Annotated in this window: 16 protein-coding genes; 8 read left to right on the top strand and 8 right to left on the bottom strand. The window is 71.3% G+C overall.

What is annotated here, in order from left to right; all coding sequences use genetic code 11:
- Positions 1–3 precede the first annotated feature (3 nt).
- The gene (locus ACTIF1_RS07320; RefSeq protein WP_439595734.1) at positions 4–474 is read left to right on the top strand and encodes a DUF3237 domain-containing protein; all 471 of its coding nucleotides are present in this window, start codon (positions 4–6) and stop codon (positions 472–474) included.
- A gap of 245 nt (positions 475–719) precedes the next feature.
- Here ACTIF1_RS07320 and ACTIF1_RS07315 read toward each other — a convergent pair whose 3' ends face one another.
- Positions 720–1703, bottom strand: a complete 984-nt coding sequence (locus ACTIF1_RS07315) for a Bug family tripartite tricarboxylate transporter substrate binding protein (protein WP_439595733.1) — start codon at positions 1701–1703, stop codon at positions 720–722.
- 58 nt (positions 1704–1761) lie between these two features.
- Here ACTIF1_RS07315 and ACTIF1_RS07310 point away from each other — a divergent pair, with 58 nt between their 5' ends.
- From ACTIF1_RS07310 to ACTIF1_RS07290, 5 genes are all read left to right on the top strand, one after another.
- On the top strand, positions 1762–2742 hold the full coding sequence (locus tag ACTIF1_RS07310) for an NAD(P)H-dependent flavin oxidoreductase (RefSeq protein ID WP_439595732.1): 981 nt from the start codon (positions 1762–1764) through the stop codon (positions 2740–2742).
- On the top strand, positions 2739–3923 hold the full coding sequence (locus tag ACTIF1_RS07305; protein WP_439595731.1) for a CaiB/BaiF CoA transferase family protein: 1185 nt from the start codon (positions 2739–2741) through the stop codon (positions 3921–3923). Before ACTIF1_RS07310 ends, ACTIF1_RS07305 begins: the two co-directional genes overlap by 4 nt.
- Positions 3920–4657, top strand: a complete 738-nt coding sequence (locus ACTIF1_RS07300; RefSeq protein ID WP_439595730.1) for an enoyl-CoA hydratase/isomerase family protein — start codon at positions 3920–3922, stop codon at positions 4655–4657. The genes ACTIF1_RS07305 and ACTIF1_RS07300 overlap by 4 nt, the downstream gene beginning before the upstream one ends.
- Complete coding sequence (locus ACTIF1_RS07295) at positions 4654–6213, top strand: AMP-binding protein (protein ID WP_439595729.1); 1560 nt, start codon at positions 4654–4656, stop codon at positions 6211–6213. The genes ACTIF1_RS07300 and ACTIF1_RS07295 overlap by 4 nt, the downstream gene beginning before the upstream one ends.
- A 131-nt stretch (positions 6214–6344) precedes the next feature.
- Positions 6345–6785: an NUDIX hydrolase gene (locus tag ACTIF1_RS07290; RefSeq protein ID WP_439595728.1), complete on the top strand. Its 441-nt coding sequence runs from the start codon at positions 6345–6347 to the stop codon at positions 6783–6785.
- Between the two features lies 1 nt (position 6786).
- Here ACTIF1_RS07290 and ACTIF1_RS07285 read toward each other — a convergent pair whose 3' ends face one another.
- The 3 genes from ACTIF1_RS07285 to ACTIF1_RS07275 form a co-directional block, all read right to left on the bottom strand.
- On the bottom strand, positions 6787–7476 hold the full coding sequence (locus tag ACTIF1_RS07285; RefSeq protein ID WP_439595727.1) for an amino acid ABC transporter permease: 690 nt from the start codon (positions 7474–7476) through the stop codon (positions 6787–6789).
- A gap of 68 nt (positions 7477–7544) precedes the next feature.
- On the bottom strand, positions 7545–8384 hold the full coding sequence (locus ACTIF1_RS07280; protein ID WP_439595726.1) for an ABC transporter substrate-binding protein: 840 nt from the start codon (positions 8382–8384) through the stop codon (positions 7545–7547).
- 34 nt (positions 8385–8418) lie between these two features.
- Positions 8419–9330 (bottom strand): dihydrodipicolinate synthase family protein, encoded by a 912-nt coding sequence (locus ACTIF1_RS07275; protein ID WP_439595725.1) that lies wholly within the window; start codon positions 9328–9330, stop codon positions 8419–8421.
- A gap of 68 nt (positions 9331–9398) precedes the next feature.
- Here ACTIF1_RS07275 and ACTIF1_RS07270 point away from each other — a divergent pair, with 68 nt between their 5' ends.
- The gene (locus ACTIF1_RS07270; RefSeq protein WP_439595724.1) at positions 9399–12266 is read left to right on the top strand and encodes an FAD-dependent oxidoreductase; all 2868 of its coding nucleotides are present in this window, start codon (positions 9399–9401) and stop codon (positions 12264–12266) included.
- Between the two features lie 6 nt (positions 12267–12272).
- On the opposite strand, the gene ACTIF1_RS07265 is transcribed toward ACTIF1_RS07270, so the two are convergent.
- From ACTIF1_RS07265 to ACTIF1_RS07250, 4 genes are all read right to left on the bottom strand, one after another.
- Complete coding sequence (locus tag ACTIF1_RS07265) at positions 12273–12569, bottom strand: hypothetical protein (protein ID WP_439595723.1); 297 nt, start codon at positions 12567–12569, stop codon at positions 12273–12275.
- An 81-nt stretch (positions 12570–12650) separates the two neighbouring features.
- Complete coding sequence (locus ACTIF1_RS07260; RefSeq protein WP_439595722.1) at positions 12651–13643, bottom strand: S1C family serine protease; 993 nt, start codon at positions 13641–13643, stop codon at positions 12651–12653.
- Positions 13644–13835: 192 nt separating this feature from the next.
- On the bottom strand, positions 13836–14165 hold the full coding sequence (locus ACTIF1_RS07255) for a hypothetical protein (RefSeq protein ID WP_439595721.1): 330 nt from the start codon (positions 14163–14165) through the stop codon (positions 13836–13838).
- 80 nt (positions 14166–14245) lie between these two features.
- A complete protein-coding gene (locus ACTIF1_RS07250; RefSeq protein WP_439595720.1) occupies positions 14246–16411 on the bottom strand; it encodes a malate synthase G in 2166 nt (721 codons plus the stop codon).
- Positions 16412–16636: 225 nt separating this feature from the next.
- Between ACTIF1_RS07250 and ACTIF1_RS07245 the strand changes: the two genes are divergently transcribed.
- A complete protein-coding gene (locus tag ACTIF1_RS07245; RefSeq protein WP_439595719.1) occupies positions 16637–17386 on the top strand; it encodes a GntR family transcriptional regulator in 750 nt (249 codons plus the stop codon).
- The last annotated feature ends 28 nt before the right edge of the window (positions 17387–17414 follow it).

Raw genomic sequence — 17414 nt, 5'->3', positions numbered from 1 at the left:
GCCATGGCCATCGAACGGATGCCGTTGAATACGGATTTCCTCTTCCGCATGGAACTGACGGTGGAGGCGCCGCAGGTGATCGGTGCCGGCCCGATCGGTGAGCGGCGGGTGGCGCAGATCACCGGCGGGCGGTTCTTCGGACCGGGCCTCGCGGGCAAGGTGCTGCCAGGGGGGCAGGACTGGCTGGTGACGCAATCGGATGGCGGCACGCGACTCGATGTGCGCGTGGTGCTCGCCGCGGATGACGGGCAGATCATCGGCGCCACCTACCAGGGCATCCGCCACGCCCCGCCGGAGATCGCCGCCCGCCTCGCCGCCGGGGAGGATCTGCCACCCGGCAGCTACTATATGCGCGTCGCCATGCGCTTCGAGACTGGGCCGGGGCCGCATGAATGGCTGAACCGGGTGCTGGCGGTGGGCGTCGGCCACCGACCCGCCAGCGGGCCGGTCTACGACGTCTACGCGGTGCTCTGAGCCCCAAGGGGCTCAGCCCTCGAAGAAGAGCGTCTCCGTCGCCGCATCGAAGCGCAGCAGCAGCGGGCGCGATCCCGGCATGGGTGACGGGGGTGCGGGTTGTTGCCAGGGGGCTTTGCCCCCCGGCGCCCCCCCACCAAAGGGACAGTGGTCCCTTTGGAATCCCATCAAGGGGTGGGAGAGAGGAGGGGCGTGGCGGGAGCGCGAGGGGGGCAAAGCCCCTCTCGCATCACCCGCGCCGCCCATCATTCCGTCCGGATCCCCGCCTTCTGCACCACCTCGCGCCACTGCGGCACTTCGGCCTGGAGGCGGGTGGCGAGGCGGGTGGGGCCATCGAGGAGCAGGGTGGTGCCGCTTTCGGCCATGCGGGTGGCGAGGGTGGTGCCGCTGGCGAGGGGAGCGATCTCCTGGGCCAGGCGGGTGACGATGTCGGGCGGTGTGTTGCGCGGGCCGAACAGGGCGTACCAGATGGTCATGTCGTAGTTCGGCACGGCTTCGGCGATGGCGGGGGTTTCGGGCAGGACCGGGCTGCGGGTGGCGCTGGTGACGGCGATGGCTTTCAGGCGGCCGTCCCGGATATGCGTCAGGGCTTCCAGGGTACCGATCACCAGCAGATCCGTATCGCCGGCGTAGAGGGCGTTGATGGCCTGTCCGGCGCCGCGATAGGGCACGTGGAGCAGGTCGATTCCGGCGCGCACGCCCAGCAGGGCGCCGCCGAGATGGGTGGTCGCGCCGACGCCGGAGCTGGCGTAGCTGATGCGGCCGGGCCGGGCCCTGGCGCGGGCCAGCAGGTCCGCCAGGTCCTGGATCGGGTGGTCCGGCTTGGCGAGGAAGACCATGGGCGCTTCGCTGACCATGCTGATCGGCACCAGGTCGCGGAAAGGGTCGTAGCCCGGGTTCGACATCAGCGCCGGGACGATGGCGACGGAGGAGGTGGTGAAGAGCAGGGTGTGCGGGTCGTTCGCCTGCACCACGGCCTGCACGCCGAGCGCACCGCCGGCACCGGGCCGGGTTTCCACCACCACGGGCTGGCCGAGTTTCGGGCCGAGGGCCTCGGCGATGAAGCGGGCGGGAATTTCCACCGGGCCGCCGGCAGCGAAGGGCACGATGAAGCGCAGCGGTCGGTTGGGCCAGGCGGGCTGTGCCTGGGCGGCTGAGCGTCCGAGCGTGGCCAGGCCCAACCCGGACAGGCCCAGCCCTGCCAGGCCTTGCCGTCGGGTGATGCGCATTTTCGTCTCCATCCCTTACCGTTGACAGCATCAACCATCTGCGGCCAGAAGCGCAAGGGTGCAGGAGGTGACGATGGGAGAGAATGCGGAGATGGGCCTGCCCTCGCGGCTGCCGGCGCTGCTCGGCATCCGCCACCCGATCGTCCAGGCGGGGATGAGCTGGGCTTCTTCCTCCCCGGCGCTGGCGCTGGCGGTGGCCCGTGCCGGAGGGCTCGGCACCATTGCGGCCGGGCCGATGCGGCCGGAGGATCTGGTGGCCGCCATTCGCGCGGTGCGGGCCGGCACCGATGCGCCCTTCGCGGTGAATGTGCCGCTCTACAACAAGCGGGCGGCGGCATTCCTGGATATCGCGGCGGCGGAGCGGGTGCCGGTGCTGATCGGCAGCCAGGGCGGGCCGCGCGGGCATGTCGAGCGCTTCCACGCGCTGGGCGCGAAGTGGCTGCATGTGGTGGCGGCGCCCGAGCATGCGGTGAAGGCGGAGGCGGCGGGCGTGGATGCGCTGGTCGTCGTTGGCGCCGAGGCCGGCGGGCATCCGCCGCCGAACGAGGTCTCCACCCTGGTGCTGGTGCGGGCCGTGGTGCGGGCGGTGACGATTCCGGTGATCGCCGCGGGTGGCATCGCCGATGGCGCGGGCATCTGCGCCGCCTTCGCGCTGGGGGCGGAGGGGGCGCAGCTCGGCACGCGCTTCCTGATGACGAAGGAGGCTTCGGTGCATGAGGCCTACAAGCAGGCGGTGCTGGCGGCGGGGGTGGGCGACACCACGCTGGTCGGCCGCGGCGCCCTGCCGATCCGCCAGATCCGCAATGCCTTCTCGGCGGAGGTGGAGGCGGCGGAACGCGCGGGCATGGCGCGGGAGGACTGGCTGGCGCTGATCGCCTCCCGCAGCCTGAAGGATGCGGCGCTGTCGGGCGATGTGGCGCAGGGCAAGGTCGAGGCCGGGCAGAGCTGCGGGCTGGTGCAGGACATCCTGCCGGCGGCCGAGGTGATGGCGCGGCTGGTCGCGGAGACGGTCGCGGCGCGACGGAGGCTCGTGGCATGAAGCCCTTGGCAGGACTGAAGATTCTCGATCTGTCGCGGGTGCTGGCCTGCCCCTTCGCGACCATGCTGCTGTCGGAGCTGGGGGCCACCGTCATCAAGGTGGAGCAGCCGGGCGCGGGGGATGAGACGCGCGGCTTCGAGCCCTTCTTCGATTTCGGCGTCAGCGGCTATTTCCTCGCCTGCAACCGCGGCAAGCGCAGCATCACGGTCGATATGCGCAAGCCCGGCGGGCGGCAGCTGATCCGCGACCTGGCGGCGCAGGCCGATGCGCTGGTGGAGAACTTCCCGACCGGCGCGCTGGCGCGGCGGAAGCTGGATTATGCCTCGCTGCGCGAGGTGAATCCGCGGCTCGTCTACCTGTCCTGCACCGGCTTCGGCCAGACCGGGCCCTATGCGCATCGCAAGGGCTACGACACGGTCTTCCAGGCCATGGGCGGGCTGATGGGCCTGACCGGGGAGAAGGGTGGCGGGCCGGTGAAGCCGGGCTTGCCGGTGGCGGACCTCACGAGCGGGCTGTGGGTGGCGATCGCGCTGCTGGCGGCGCTGCGCGGGCGGGATGCGGCGGGCCCAGGGGGGGGGCAGGGGGCGCATGTCGATTTCAGCATGCTGGACGGGCAGGTGGCGCTGCTGACCATCGCCGCGGCGCGGCTGTTCGCGCTGGGCGAGGTGCCGCCGCGGCTCGGCACGGAACATCCCGGGCGCGTGCCGACGGCGAGTTTCCGGTGCCGCGACGACCGCTTCCTGCATATCACGGCCAGCGACCAGCACTGGGCGCCGCTGTGTTCGGCGCTGGGCCTGGAGGAACTGGCCGGGCTCACGACCAATGCCGAGCGGCTGGAACAGCGCGAGCGCATCATGGCGGCGATGTGCGCCGCCCTCGGCCGCATGACGCGGGCGGAGGCGGTGGCGGTGCTTGATGCCGTGGATGTGCCGAATGGCCCGGTGCTGGCGCTGGATGAGGTGGTGGCGGACCCACACGTGCAGGCGCGCGGCAGCGTGGCGCAGGTGGCGCATGGCGCGGCCACGCATCCCGCGCTGCGCCTGCCCTTCCGCTTCGACGGCTTTGCCGACCCGGCGCCGCTGCCGGCACCGGCCCTGGGCGCGGATACCGACGCGGTCCTGGCAGAGCTGGGCTACGATTCGGAAAAGATCGCCGCATTGCGGGAGGAAGGCGCGATATGACGGAGCCGCTGCTCTATGCCGAGGCCGAGGGCCTGGTGACGCTGACGCTGAACCGGCCGGAGGCGCGCAATGCGCTGAACCTGGCCCTCGCCGAGGCGCTCGCGGCCGCCTGCCGCCGCGCGGTGGAGGATCGGGCGAAATGCGTGGTGATCCGCGCCAATGGCCCGGTCTTCTGCGCCGGCGCGGACCTCAAGGAACGCCAGGGCATGGACGACAATGCCGTGCGCGCCCGCCGCGTGAAGGGTTTCTGGGCGTATGAGTCCATCGAACGCCTCCCCATGCCTTCCATCGCCGTGGTGGAGGGTCCCGCCGTGGGATCGGGCGTGGAAATCGCCGCCGCCTGCGACATGATCCTCGCCACGCCCGCGGCCAGCTTCAAGACGCCGGAGGCGCTCTGGGGCACGGTGGGCGCAACGCAGCGCCTGCCGCGCATCCTGGGCAAGCGGCTGGCCAAGGACATGATGTTCACGGGCCGCGTGCTGGGTGCGGAGGAAGCGCTGGCCGCCGGCCTCGTGGCGCGGCTTGTGGCAGCCGAGGAGGTGCAGGCCACGCTGGATGCCATGACCGCCACCATCCTGAAGGCACCGGCCTCCGCGATGGCCCTGGCGAAACGCTGCATCGACGAAGGGCTGGAACGCGACCCGCGCGGCGCGCTGGCCACCGAGCTCATGGCGATCGAGGACAGCCTCGCCGCTGCCGAATGGCGCAAGACCATGGCCGGATTCGGCCGATGAGCTGGACGCAGCGCCTCGCCGATTTTCTCGACGCCAATGCGCGCGATCGCGGCGCGGAGGAAGCCTTGGTCGCCGAGGGCGCGCGGCTGACACATGCCGGGCTGCGCGAGCAGGCGCGTGGCGTGGCGCGCAGCCTTCTGGCACTCGGCATCCGCCGCGGCGACTTCGTCGGCCTGCTGATGGGCAACGACGCCAATTGGGTCGCCAGCTTCTATGGCGCGGCGCTGATCGGCGCGGTGACGGTGCCGGTCAATACCCGCTTCAAGCCACCGGAGATCGCCTTCGCCCTGTCCCGCGCGCGCTGCAAGGCGGTGCTGCTGGCGGATCGTTTTCTCAACATCGATTTTGCGGCGGCCGTCGCGGAGGTGCGCGGCGACCTGCCGGAACTGCAGCACGTGGTGGTGGCCGGCACGCCGTCCTGGGATGCCTTTCGCGCGCAGGCGGTGGGGGAGGAGGCGCTGGAGGCCGCCATGGCGGCCGTGACGGCCGAGGATGTGCTGCTGGTGCAATACACCTCCGGCACGACGGCGCATCCCAAGGGCGTGCTGCTGACGCACCACAATATGCTGCGCAACGCCACGGCCTGCGCCGCGAAGCTGGGCGTGCGGCCCGGCGACCGCTACCTGAATTGCCGGCCCTTCTTCCATGTCGCGGGCTCCACCCTTTCGCTGCTGGTCTGCCTGGTGACCGGCGCGGTGATGGTGACGCCCAAGACTTTCGAGGCGGGTGCGGCGCTGGATCTGCTGGAGCGCGAGCGCTGCACCCTGACCTCGGGCAATGACGCGATCTTCCAGCTGATGATGGCGCATCCGCGCTTCGACCGCGCGCGGTTGCATCTGCGCGGCGGCTGGGCGGCGGCGGGGCCGGAGACGATGCGCCGCATCGTCGAGGAGATGGGCGTGACGGACCTCTGCTGGGCCTATGGCCTCAGCGAGGCCTCGCCCAATGTCGCGCTCTCCGATCACCGGGAGCCGGTGGCCGCCCGCATCGCCGGCGGCGCCGTGCCACATGCAGGGCTCTCGGTGCGCATCGCCGATCCCGCGACGCATGCCGCGTTGCCCGAAGGCCAGGCCGGCGAGATCCAGGTGAAGGGCTGGTCCGTCATGCGCGGCTACCTGAACGACCCGGAGAACTCGCAAAAGGCCTTCACGCCGGATGGCTTCCTGCGCACCGGCGACCTCGGCACGCAGGATGCGGAAGGCCGGCTGCGCCTGGTCGGCCGCATCAAGGACGTGATCCGCGTCGGCGGCGAGAATGTCGCGCCGGCCGAGGTGGAGGAGGTGCTCTCCGCCCATCCCGCCATCGCCCTGGCCCAGGTGGTGGGCGTGCCGGATGCGCGGCTCGGCGAGGTTGTCGCCGCCTTCGTGCAACTGCGCGAGGGTGCTGCGATCACGGAAGCGGAGCTGCTCGCCTGGCTGAAGCCGCAGGTGGCGAATTTCCGCCTGCCGCGGCATCTGCGAATCGTGGAGGGTTTCGAAAGCATCGGCATGACCGCCAGCGGCAAGGTGCAGAAGGTGAAGCTGCGCGCCCATGCTGTGGCCCTTCTGGGCCTGTGACTCCTCCATGACATTGCAAGTCATCCAGGTGAAATCTGATGGCGGCTTCATAAGGCCTTCACAATCGGCGCCGGATTCTCCATCTCGTCACGATGCGATTTCGCCGCATGACGGGAAGGATTCGAAGACCGATGCTGGAAGGCGGGGTGGTGAGTGCTGTGCGCAAGCCGGGCGATCTGCGCCGGCAATGCGCCGCCCTGCCGCTGACCGGCACGGGCGCCGCGCTGCGCGTGGTGCTGGTGACCAGCCGTGAGACCCGGCGCTGGGTGATCCCCAAGGGCTGGATCGAGCCCGGCGAGCTGCCGCATCGCAGCGCGGCGCGGGAGGCCTTCGAGGAGGCCGGCATCCTGGGGGAGGCCGATCCCGACCCCATCGGCCGCTTCGGCTACCAGAAGCGCAAGCCCGGCGGCGTGCTGCTGCCCTGCGAGGTGCTGGTCTATCGCCTGCGCGTCGCCCGCCTGCTGCAGGATTGGCCGGAGCGGCGGGAGCGGGAGCGCCGCCTGGTCACCCCCGCCACCGCCGCGGGGCTGGTGGCGGAGCCGGAGCTGGCGGCGCTGCTGCGGACGCTGTAGCTCAGCGCCGGTCGGCCGCCGTATTGGCGTAGGCGCGGCCGTAGCGCTTCTCCAGCTGGCGCTGCACCAGGTCCCAGACCGTGGTCATCACCAGGTACCAGAAGGCCGCGGCCAGGAACAATTCCAGCACCAGGAACTTCTCCTGGATCAGGATCTGCGTCCGCCGCAGCAGCTCCTCCATGGAGATCACGCTGGCGACCGAGGTGGTCTTCAGCAGCCCGTTCACCGAATTGCCCAGCGGCGGAATGATGATCCGGAAGGCCTGCGGCCAGATGATGGTGCGGAAGACCTGGATCTTCTTCAGCCCCAGCGCCAGCCCGGCCTCCCGCTGCCCGGGGCCGACGGCGGAGATGCCGGACCGCACGATCTCGCTGAGATAGGCGGCCTCGTTCAGCGCCAGGCCGAGCAATGCGGCCTGCGTCACGCTGAAGCGCACGCCGAAAAGCGGCAGGCCCGTATAGATGATCAGCAGCTGCACCAGCAGCGGCGTGCCGCGGAAGATCCAGCAATAGAAGCTGGCGATCGCCGCCAGCCACTTGTTGCCCGACAGCCGCAGCAGCGCCACCACCACGCCCAGGATCAGGCCGAAGAACAGGGAGGCCGCGGTCAGCCACAGCGTGGTGACCGCGCCCTGCAGCAGGAAGGGGTTGAACAGGTAGTCGAAGAACCCCTGCCAGGACCAGATATGCATGATTCAGGCTTTCAAACGTCGCGCAGCTCGGCCCGCGCCGTCAGCGCGGGCCGCCAGAAGATGCGCACTTACTGCGGGCCCACAACCTCGAAGCCCGCCTCGTACTTGCTCACGCCGTAGCGGTCGAACAGCCGGTCGTAGCTGCCATCCGCCTTCATCTCGGTCAGCACCTTGGCGACTTCCTGCGCCAGTGTGCGCGACCGCATGGCGAGGCTGGCCGGCGTCGGGAAGAGGCCGTGCAGCACGCGGGGGAAATCGCCGCGCTGGTCGTATTCGGCGGCCACCGCATCCACGCTCGTCACCGCCTGCACCTGGCCGGCGCGCAGCGCCTGGAACGCGATGGCGAAGTTGTCGAAGGTGCGGATCGTGATGGCGGGCAGGCCGCGTGCCACCAGGTCGGCGCTTAGCGCGCGGGTGCGGGATTCCTCGAAGCCGCCGAGCTCCACGCCCACCACCTTGCCGGCCAGGTCATCGACGCTGCGGATGTTCAGCGGATTGCCGCGCGCGGCGGAGAAGGCGACGGCCGCATTCTCATAGCGCAGCATCTGCATGATCTCGGCGCGCGCCGGGGTGAAGAAGGTGCCGCTGTTGATCACGTCCCAGCGCCGCGCCGCGAGGCCCGGGATCATCGCGCTGAATTCGATCCGCACCCATTCCGGCGTCAAGCACAGGCGGCGCGCGATCTCCACGCCGAGATCCACGCGCAGCCCCTGCAGCTGCCCCTGCGCATTGACGAATTGCAGCGGCGGCAGCGTCGGGTTGATCGACATGATCAGCGTGCCCGGCTTCACCAGTTCCGAGTTGGCGACGCGCGGCGTGCAGCCGGCGGGCGCCTGTGCCGAAGCGATGGGCGCGAAGGCCGGCGAGGCGAAGGCCGCGAGTGCCGCGGCCAGGATGAGACGACGCATGTTTTGAAGATCCCTGTCTGATGTGTGGAAGACGTCAGGCGGCCTGGCGCGCACCCTCGGCGAGCAGGCCCAGATGCTGCAGCACCGCGCTGAGCTGTGCGGTATCGGCGCCCGGCAAGGGCAGCCGCGGCGGCCGCGGATCGCCCATCGGCATGCCCATGAGTCGGAAACCCGCCTTGGTGCCGGAGACATAGCGCGGCCCGCCGACGAAGGGCAGCAGCGGCATCAGCTTCCGGTACAGCGGCAGGGCCTTGTCCATGTCCTTGTCGAAGGCCGCCGCGTGGAACATCTCCGTCGACAGTTTTGGCGCGAGGTTCGAGCAGACCGCGACCCAGCCGATGGCGCCGAGCCAGGCGCTCTCGTAACCCAGCACGCCCGCAAAGACCTCCATGCGGTCGCCGCAGAGATCGACGATGTCGCGCACGCGCGTCACCTCCAGCGTGCTCTCCTTCACGTAGAGGCAGCTCTCGATGGTCGCGAGCCGCGCCAGGATCCTGGGCGTCAGGTCCACATTCGCCGTGGCGGGATTGTTGTAGACCATGATCGGGATGCCGATGGCATCCGCCACCTTCTTGTAGTGGACATAGAGCTCGTCCTCGGTCGGCACGGAATAGAAGGGCGGGATGATCATCACGCCATCGGCGCCGAGCGCCTCCGCCTCCTTCGAGGTGCGCACCACCTCGCGCGTATCCTCCGCGCCGGTGCCGATCAGCACGGGCACGCGGCCGGCGGCGGTCTTCACCACAGTCTCGACGATGGCGGTGCGTTCCTCCGGCGAGACCGACAGGAACTCGCCGGTGGAGCCCAGCGGGATGAGTCCGCGTATACCTTCGCGGATCTGGAATTCCACAAGCCGCTCCAGCGCCTTCAGGTCGACGGCCTCGCCACCCTCGGTGAAAGGCGTGATCAGGACCGTGTAGCAGCCGCGGAATTTCTTGACGGCCATTGGGTTGCTCCCACTTCGCGAAAGGGCGACATCCATGCGCCTTTCCGTGAAAGCATCAAGCCCATCCCATGCGCCTCACCCATGCCGCCATCACGCCTTCTGCCGAAGCGGTGGGCATCACCTTCGAGGGGCGCCCGATTCCCGCGCTCTATGGAGAGACGGTGGCGGCCGCGCTGTCCGCCGCGGGTGAGCTGACGCTGCGGTATACGCAGTCCGGCGCGCCGCGCGGGCTGCATTGCGGCATGGGCGCCTGCTTCGATTGCCTCGTCACCATCGATGGCCGCGCGAATCAGCGCGCCTGCCTGGCGAAGGTGACGCCAGGCATGGTGGTGCAGCGCGCCACGCCCGCGCAGCCCGCGCCGCTGGCGCCCGCCCCACATGCGCAGGCCGAGGCCATCGGCTGCGACCTGCTGGTGGTGGGCGCCGGCCCCGCCGGCCTCTCGGCCGCCATCGCGGCGGCGGAGGCGGGCTGCCATGTGGTGGCGCTGGATGAGCGCGATGCACCTGGCGGCCAGTACCTCAAGCCGCTCGCCGCCAGCCATGCCCATGCGGCGCCGGACCGGCAGTTCCGCCAGGGCGCCGAGATGCGCGCGCGCGCCATCGCCGCGGGCGTCGATTTCCGCTTCGGTGCGACCGTCTGGGGCGGGTTTGCGGCCGATGAGATCGCGGCGCTGGTCGAGGGCCGCAATGTCGTGTTCCGGCCGAAGCGGCTGGTGATCGCGGCGGGGTCGCATGAACGCCCGGTGCCGATTCCCGGCTGGACCCTGCCGGGGGTGATGACCACGGGCTGCCTGCAGACGCTGGCGCGGGCGAATCGCGTCTCGCCCGGGGACCGCGTGGTGATCGCCGGCAATGGCCCGCTGAACCTGCAACTCGCCTGCGAATTGGTGGAGGGCGGCGTGCAGGTGGTGGCGGTGCTGGAAGCCGCGCCCTTTCCCGGCTTTCGCGGCGTGCGCCAGGCGCTGCGGCTGGCCGCGGGGGCGCCGGACCTGGCCTGGGACGGGGCGCGCTACCTGGCGTTGCTGAAGCGCGCCGGCGTGCCGGTGATCTGGGGCGCCCGGCCCCTGGCGGCGGAAGGCGAGGGCCAGTTCACCGCGCTGCGCGCCAGCACGCCCAAGGGCGAGATCCGCCTCGTGGCCGATGCGCTGGCCCTGAACCTCGGCTTCCAGCCCGAGACGGGCCTGGCCCGCGCGCTCGGCTGCAGCCATCGCTTCGTCGATAGCGGCCTCGGCCGGCTGGAGACGGTCACCGACGCGGACGGCCGCACCAGCATTGCGGAAATCTTTGCGGTGGGGGATGGCGCGCAGGTGGGTGGCGCGCGCATCGCCTTGGCGCGCGGCCGGCTGGCCGGGCTGGCGGCGGCGCGCGATCTGCGTCCGGGCCTGCCGGACGATACCGCCAGCCGCCGTGCCCTGGCCCGCGCGGTGGGCTTCCAGGACGCGCTGTGGCGCTTCTTCGCCGTGCCGGAATTCGATGCGCGCAGCCTGGCGGACAGCACCACGGTCTGCCGCTGCGAGGAGGTCTCGGCCGGCACGCTGCGCGCGGCCATGGCGGCGGGCGCGGAATCGCTCGGCGCGGTGAAGAAGGCGACGCGCGCCGGCATGGGCCGCTGCCAGGGCCGGATGTGCGGCGCGACGGTCGCCCGCATCGTCGGCGCCTCGGAGGAAGCGGGCTTCGCCGCCCCCCGCGCGCCGCTGAAGCCGGTGCCGGCCTTGGCGCTCGCCATGGAGAAGCCGGAATGGCTGGAGGGCCCCAGCGCCATCCCGCGCCCCATCCTGCCCACCCACCACACCCCCGCCACCGGCCCGGCCGAGGCCTGCGACGTGCTGGTGGTGGGCGGCGGCGCGCTCGGCCTGTCCACCGCGCTCTATTGCGCCCGCGAAGGCCTGTCGGTGATTGTCGCCGAGCGCGGCGAGCCCGGGCAGGGCGCCACCACCGGCAATGCCGGCAGCCTGCATATCCAGCTGCATGCCTATGACAGCGCCGGCGCCGAGGAAGGCCCGGAAAGCGCCGCCGCCCAGGTGCTGACCATCGGCCCGGCCTCCGTCGCGCTATGGCGGGAGATCGCGGCGGAGGCGGGCGAATCCCTCGGCATCCGCACCGAGGGCGGCATCATGCTGGTCGAGACGGCGGAGGAGCTTCGCCGGCTGGAAGCCAAGGTGGCGATGGAACGCGCCTTCGGCGTGGACAGCCGGTTGCTGGGCGCGAATGAGCTGATGTCCGTCGCGCCCTATCTGGCGCCCGGTTTCGCCGGCGCGGCCTTCTGCGCGCCCGAGGGCCAGATGGACCCGCTGCGCGGCCTTTCGGCGCTGCTCGCCCTGGTGCAGCGGGCCGGCGCAACCGTGCGCGGCCATACCACCATCGCGGCCATCGCGCGGGAGGGCACGGGCTTCCGGGCGGAGACGGCGGCGGGCGGCGTGATCCGCGCCGGCCAGGTGGTGAATGCCGCCGGCCCCTGGGCCGGGGAATTCTCCCGGATGCTGGGCGCGCCGATCCCGGTGGGGGCGGCGGTGCAGCAGGTGATGGTGACGGAGGCGGCGGGCGGCGAGATCATGCGCCACCTGGTGCTGCATGGCAGCCGGCACCTCTCGGCCAAGCAGGGCGATGCCGGGCATCTGGTCCTCGGCGGCGCCTGGCCCGGCGTGCTGGACGGCTCGGGCCGCCCGCGCAACCTGCGGCCCTCCATCGAGGGCAATCTCTTCGTCGCCGGCACGGTGCTGCCGGCGCTGGCCGGGCTGCATGTCATCCGCGCCTGGACCGGCCTGAACGTGCAGGTGCCGGGCCCCATCCTGGGCGCGGACAGGAGGGTGCCCGGCCTGCACCATGCGGTGACCTTCAATGGCTGGACGCTGGGCCCCGTGGCCGGGCGGCTGGTGGCCGATGGCATAAGCGGGCGCACCGGGGCCGGGCGCGCCTTCTCGCCAAACCGGTTCTGAGGCCCTTCAGATGGGTCCGACCTCGGCAAAATAGCGCCCGACTTCCACCGGCGTCACCGGCAGGGTGCCGCTGCGCAGCAGCCGGTGCGCGCGGCCCGGGAAGCGCCGCGCCAGGGCGGCCACCGCCTGGTCGAGTGCATCCGCCGGCGAGAGGGTGGAGAAGCCGAGCTCCGTATCGCCGCGCCCATCCGGCGCGCGATCCGCCGCCGGGTCCGCGTGGCGCGGCGCGGCGTGCTCCGCCCATCGTTCCGCCTCATACCCGCAGGGGCGGGCTTCGAGCTCCGTCGACTGGGTATCCAGCATCGGCTGACCTCACGAAACCGTCAGCACCACTTTATCAACTGCTGGAGGAAGCGCAACAACTTCCGATTGATCTGCGCCGGCTCAATGCAGCCGCGGGGCCTTCAGGAAGCTGCTGCGATCCGCACTCACCACCGGCAGCACCAGCCGCCGTCCGTCCCGCTCCGCCGCCACATTCACCGAAACCCCCGCCGGGCCGCGCGACCAGAGGCTGCGCCACAGGCCGGCCAGGTCCGGCGCCTCGCTGTCGTCCAGGCCGAGGATGCGGTCGCCCGGGCGGATGCCGGCGCGTTCGGCGGGACCCCGCGCGGCGACCGAGGCGACCACCACGCCCTCCTCCTGATCCGCGCAATAAAGGCCGAGCCAGGGCCGCGGCGGCTTGTTGACGCGGCCATAGGCCAGCAGGTCGTCCAGGATGGGGTGCAGCAGGCCGATCGGCACGACCAGGTTCAGGTCCAGCTTGCGCCCCTTCGCATCGCGATGCTGCAGCACCAGCGACCCGATGCCGAGCAGCGTGCCATCCGGCCCGATCAGCCCCGCCCCGCCCCAGGAGGGATGGGCTGGTGCGGTGAACAGCGCCTCCTCCAGCAGATATTCCCAGTAGCCGGCAAAAGGCTCCTTCGCCACCACGGAGCAGGCCAACGCGCCACCCCCGGCGGCGGCGCGGCCGGTCTGCGGGGCGGCGGCCAGCACGGTCTGCACGCCGGCATCCGGCAGGGCGGCGGCGCCGAGCGGCATGGCCGGCGCCTCCAGCCGGCCCAGCGCCTGCACCAGGCCGAAGCCGGTCTCGAAATCATAGGCGAGCGCATGGCCGGGCACGACGCGGCCGGCGGCGGTCTTGATCCAGATGCTGTCGGCCTCGCCGATCAGGTAGCCGATGGTCAGCACCAGCCCGTCCTCGCGGATCACCACGCCGCTGCCCTCGCGCTCCGTCCCCAGGGTGCGGGCGGAGAAGGCATCGGCCGGCACGCGCGTCTTCAGGCTGACCACGGAGGCCAGGGCGCGGGGCAGGTCGAAGCTGTAATCGGCCGGGTCCGGCCGGGAGTCCTCAGGGATGTTCCAGTCCTCGTCCGCCATCCATCCACCCGTCTCTGGCCGCCCGCCGCAGGACCATCGCTTCTAGAACAACTCCGCCGCCGACCAAAGCCGCCGGGGCGGCCGGCGAAACCTTAGGCAACAGAGGCCGCAGGCAATAATCGGGCCGCCGCCTGGTCTTCAATGGCGCAGGGCCGGGCGGGTTCCTTCGCGCGATGTCGGGAGGCGAGGAGTCTAGTAGAGGTCGCCAGTCGCCGCGGGCGGTGGCGGCAGCGGGCTCGGCGCCAGGACCGGCTGTGCCAGGTTCGGCTGCGCCAAGGTCGCCGCCGGCAGTCCCTCCGCCCGCGGGCAGCGGAAGGCGATCTTATAGTCCCGCGCGCCGATCTCGCTGCGCGTCGCCTCGAAGCCCCGGCCCTGGGCTGCGCAGAACTGCCGCGCCCGCTCCACCCCCAGGCGCGCCGCGGTAGCGGCGGTGCTGGCATGGGTCGTCAGCCCATGGATGCCGGGTGCCAGCTCCGCCACCGGGCTGGCGGAGGTGCAGGCCCCGAGGGCCACGAAAAGCATCAGGACAGCAGGGCGTGGCAGGGCGGGGGGCTCCACGGGTCGTTTCGCCAGCCTAACCCTGCCCGCCGCCGGCTGCCAACTCAGCCGGCCGACTTGGCTTCGCGCCGCCGCCGGTGCAGCACGAATTCGGTATAGCCATTGGGCTGCGCCGCGCCTTCGAAGACGAGGTCGCAGGCCGCCTGGAAGGCCGGGCCGTCGAAGCCCGGCGCCATCGGCCGATAGGCCGGATCGCCGGCATTCTGGCCGTCCACCACGCCCGCCATGCGGCGCAGCGTCTCCTCCACCTGGGCGCGGGAGACGATGCCATGGCGCAGCCAATTGGCGATGTGCTGGGCGGAAATACGCAGCGTGGCGCGGTCCTCCATCAGCCCCACATCGTTGATATCCGGCACCTTGGAGCAGCCGACCCCCTGGTCCACCCAGCGCACGACATAGCCCAGGATGCCCTGGGCGTTGTTGTCCAGCTCCGCCTGCACATCGGCCGGCGCCCAGTTGGTGTCCTGGGCCAGCGGGATGGTCAGGATATCGTCGAGCCGGCCGCGCCGGCCGCCGGCCGCCAGCTCCACCTGCCGCGCCGCCACATCCACCTGGTGGTAGTGCAGCGCATGCAGCGTGGCCGCGGTGGGGGAGGGGACCCAGGCGGTATTGGCGCCGGCCTTGGGGTGGCCGACCTTCTGCTCCAGCATCGCCGCCATCATGTCCGGCATGGCCCACATGCCCTTGCCGATCTGCGCCCGGCCACGCAGGCCGCACAGCAGCCCGACATCGACGTTCCAGGCCTCATAGGCCGCGATCCAGGGCAGCGCCTTCATGTCGTTCTTGCGCACCACGGCGCCGGCCTCCATGGCCGTGTGGATCTCATCCCCCGTGCGGTCCAGGAAGCCGGTGTTGATGAAGACCACGCGGTCCCGCGCCGCCTTGATGCAGGCCTTGAGGTTCACCGTGGTGCGGCGTTCCTCGTCCATGATGCCCATCTTCAGCGTGGCGCGCTTCAGGCCGAGCGCGTCCTCGACCCGGGCGAAGAGGCTGTCAGCCAGCGCCACCTCCTCCGGCCCATGCATCTTGGGCTTCACGATATAGACGCTGCCGGTGCGGGAATTCATCCGCTTGCCGCGGATGTCGTGCAGGGCGATGGTCGAGGTCACCATCGCATCCAGCGCCGTCTCCGGGATCTCGGCGCCGTCCAGCGTCACCACATCCGTCATCATGTGGTGGCCGACATTGCGGACCAGCATCACGGAGCGGCCATGCAGCGTGACGGCGGAGCCGGCCGGGGTCTTCCAGGTGCGATCCGGGTTCAGCCGCCGGGTGATGGTCTTCCCGCCCTTCTCCAGATCGGCGGTCAGATCGCCCTTCATCAGGCCGAGCCAGTTGCGGTAGACGTCGATCTTGTCCGCCGCATCCACGGCGGCGACGCTGTCCTCGCAATCCATGATGGTGGTCAGCGCCGCTTCCATCACCAGGTCGGAAATGCCGGCGGGGTCGGTCTGGCCGATGGCGCTGGTGCGGTCGACATGCACCTCCAGGTGCAGGCCGTTGTTCACCAGCAGGATGGCGGTCGGCGCCCAGGGCTCGCCCTGGAAGCCCACGCATTGGCCGGGCCGCGCCAGGCCCACCTTGCGGTCCCCCTCCAGCGTCGCCACCAGCGCCCCGCCCTCGATGGCGTAGCCCCGGCTGTCGGCATGGCTGGCGCCGCCGGCCAGCGGCGCGGCCTGGTCCAGCACGCGGCGGGCGAAGGCGATCACCTTCTGGCCGCGCTTCGGGTTGTAGCCGCGGCCACGCTCGGCGCCGTCGGCCTCCGGAATCGCATCCGTGCCATAGAGGGCATCGTAGAGGCTGCCCCAGCGGGCATTGGCGGCATTCAGCGCATAGCGGGCATTGGAGACGGGAACCACCAGCTGCGGCCCGGCCATCTGGCCGATCTCGGCGTCCACATCCGTGGTGCCGACGCTGAAATCCTCCGGCTCCGGCAGCAGGTAGCCGATTTCCGCCAGATGCGCCTTGTAGGCGGCCAGGTCCACCGGCCGGGCGGGGTTGGCGCGATGCCAGGCATCGATCCGGGCCTGCAGCTCGTCCCGCTTCGCCAGCAGCGCGGCATTGCGGGGCGCGAAGTCGCGCAGCAGTGCCTCCAGGCCGGACCAGAAGCGGGCGGGCTCGACTCCGGTTCCGGGCAGGGCCTCGGCCTCGACGAATTGCCGGAAGGCCGAGTCCACGCCGAGGCCGCCAATTCGCACCGATGCTGCCACAATTCGTCTCCCATCCTGCGCGGCGGCTTTCCCGGGCCGGGCCGGCCGCATCTGCTCTGCCCCGGAAAGGGCCAATTCGCGCGTCATTAGGCGCAATCGGCCGGCCATCCAAGGGGCCCGGCCCTGGGGTCGATCCGTCCAGCCCCCTCACGGGGCGAGACAGGCGACTAGGTGATGTGTTGAAATGACCTTACAATACGTACGACCTGTCCAAGGCTGCCGCCCGTGAACGCCATCTCCGCCGAGGCTTTCGAGCCACCCGCCCCCGAGGATGCCAGCAGCGGCGACCAGCGCAGGCTGGCGCCCGTGCATCCGCGCACCATGGTCGAACAGGCCGCGGAGGCGGTGGTGGCCGCCGCCGCCCGGGGCGTCTTCCTGCCCGGGGACCGGCTGGTGGAGGCCGAGATCGCCCGCGAACTGGGCATCAGCCGCGTCCCGGTGCGGGAGGCGCTGCGCCTTCTGGAAAGCCAGGGCATCGTCGTCTCCACGCCCTATAAGGGCATGCGGCTGATGCAGGTGACCAACCGCGCGGTGGCGGAGCTGATGCGGGTGCGGACGGCGCTGGAATCCCTGGCGCTGCGGGAGATCCTGGCCGCCGGCCTGGCGACGACCGACCGCCTGGCCCCGGCCCGGCGGGCGGCGGAGCGCTACAATACGGTGGCGGAGGGGCCGGACACCGCCGCCATCGTGGCGGCGGACGAGGCCTATCACGGCGAGCTCTGCCGGCTGTCCGGCAATGGCGTGCTGCACGGCATCTGGCTGAGCGTGGCGCGGCAGCTTTCGGTGGTCTGGGGGCTGGGCCATGACGTGCGGCCGAAGCCGCGGATTTCCGCCGAGCATGGCGAGATCCTGGACCTGCTGGAGCGGGGCGACCTGGCCGCCGCGCAGGCGGCGCTCGACCGCCATCTGAGCTGGCACGAGGACCTGGATTTCGAGAAGGCCGTGGACCGCCGCCGCGCCGCCAAGTCGCGCTGATACGCAAGGCACGGGGGGCGGCTTGCGG

The organism is Falsiroseomonas sp., assembly GCF_051860665.1.
Classification (GTDB): Bacteria; Pseudomonadota; Alphaproteobacteria; order Acetobacterales; family Acetobacteraceae; genus Falsiroseomonas.
This window is presented reverse-complemented; position numbering and strand designations above follow the sequence as displayed.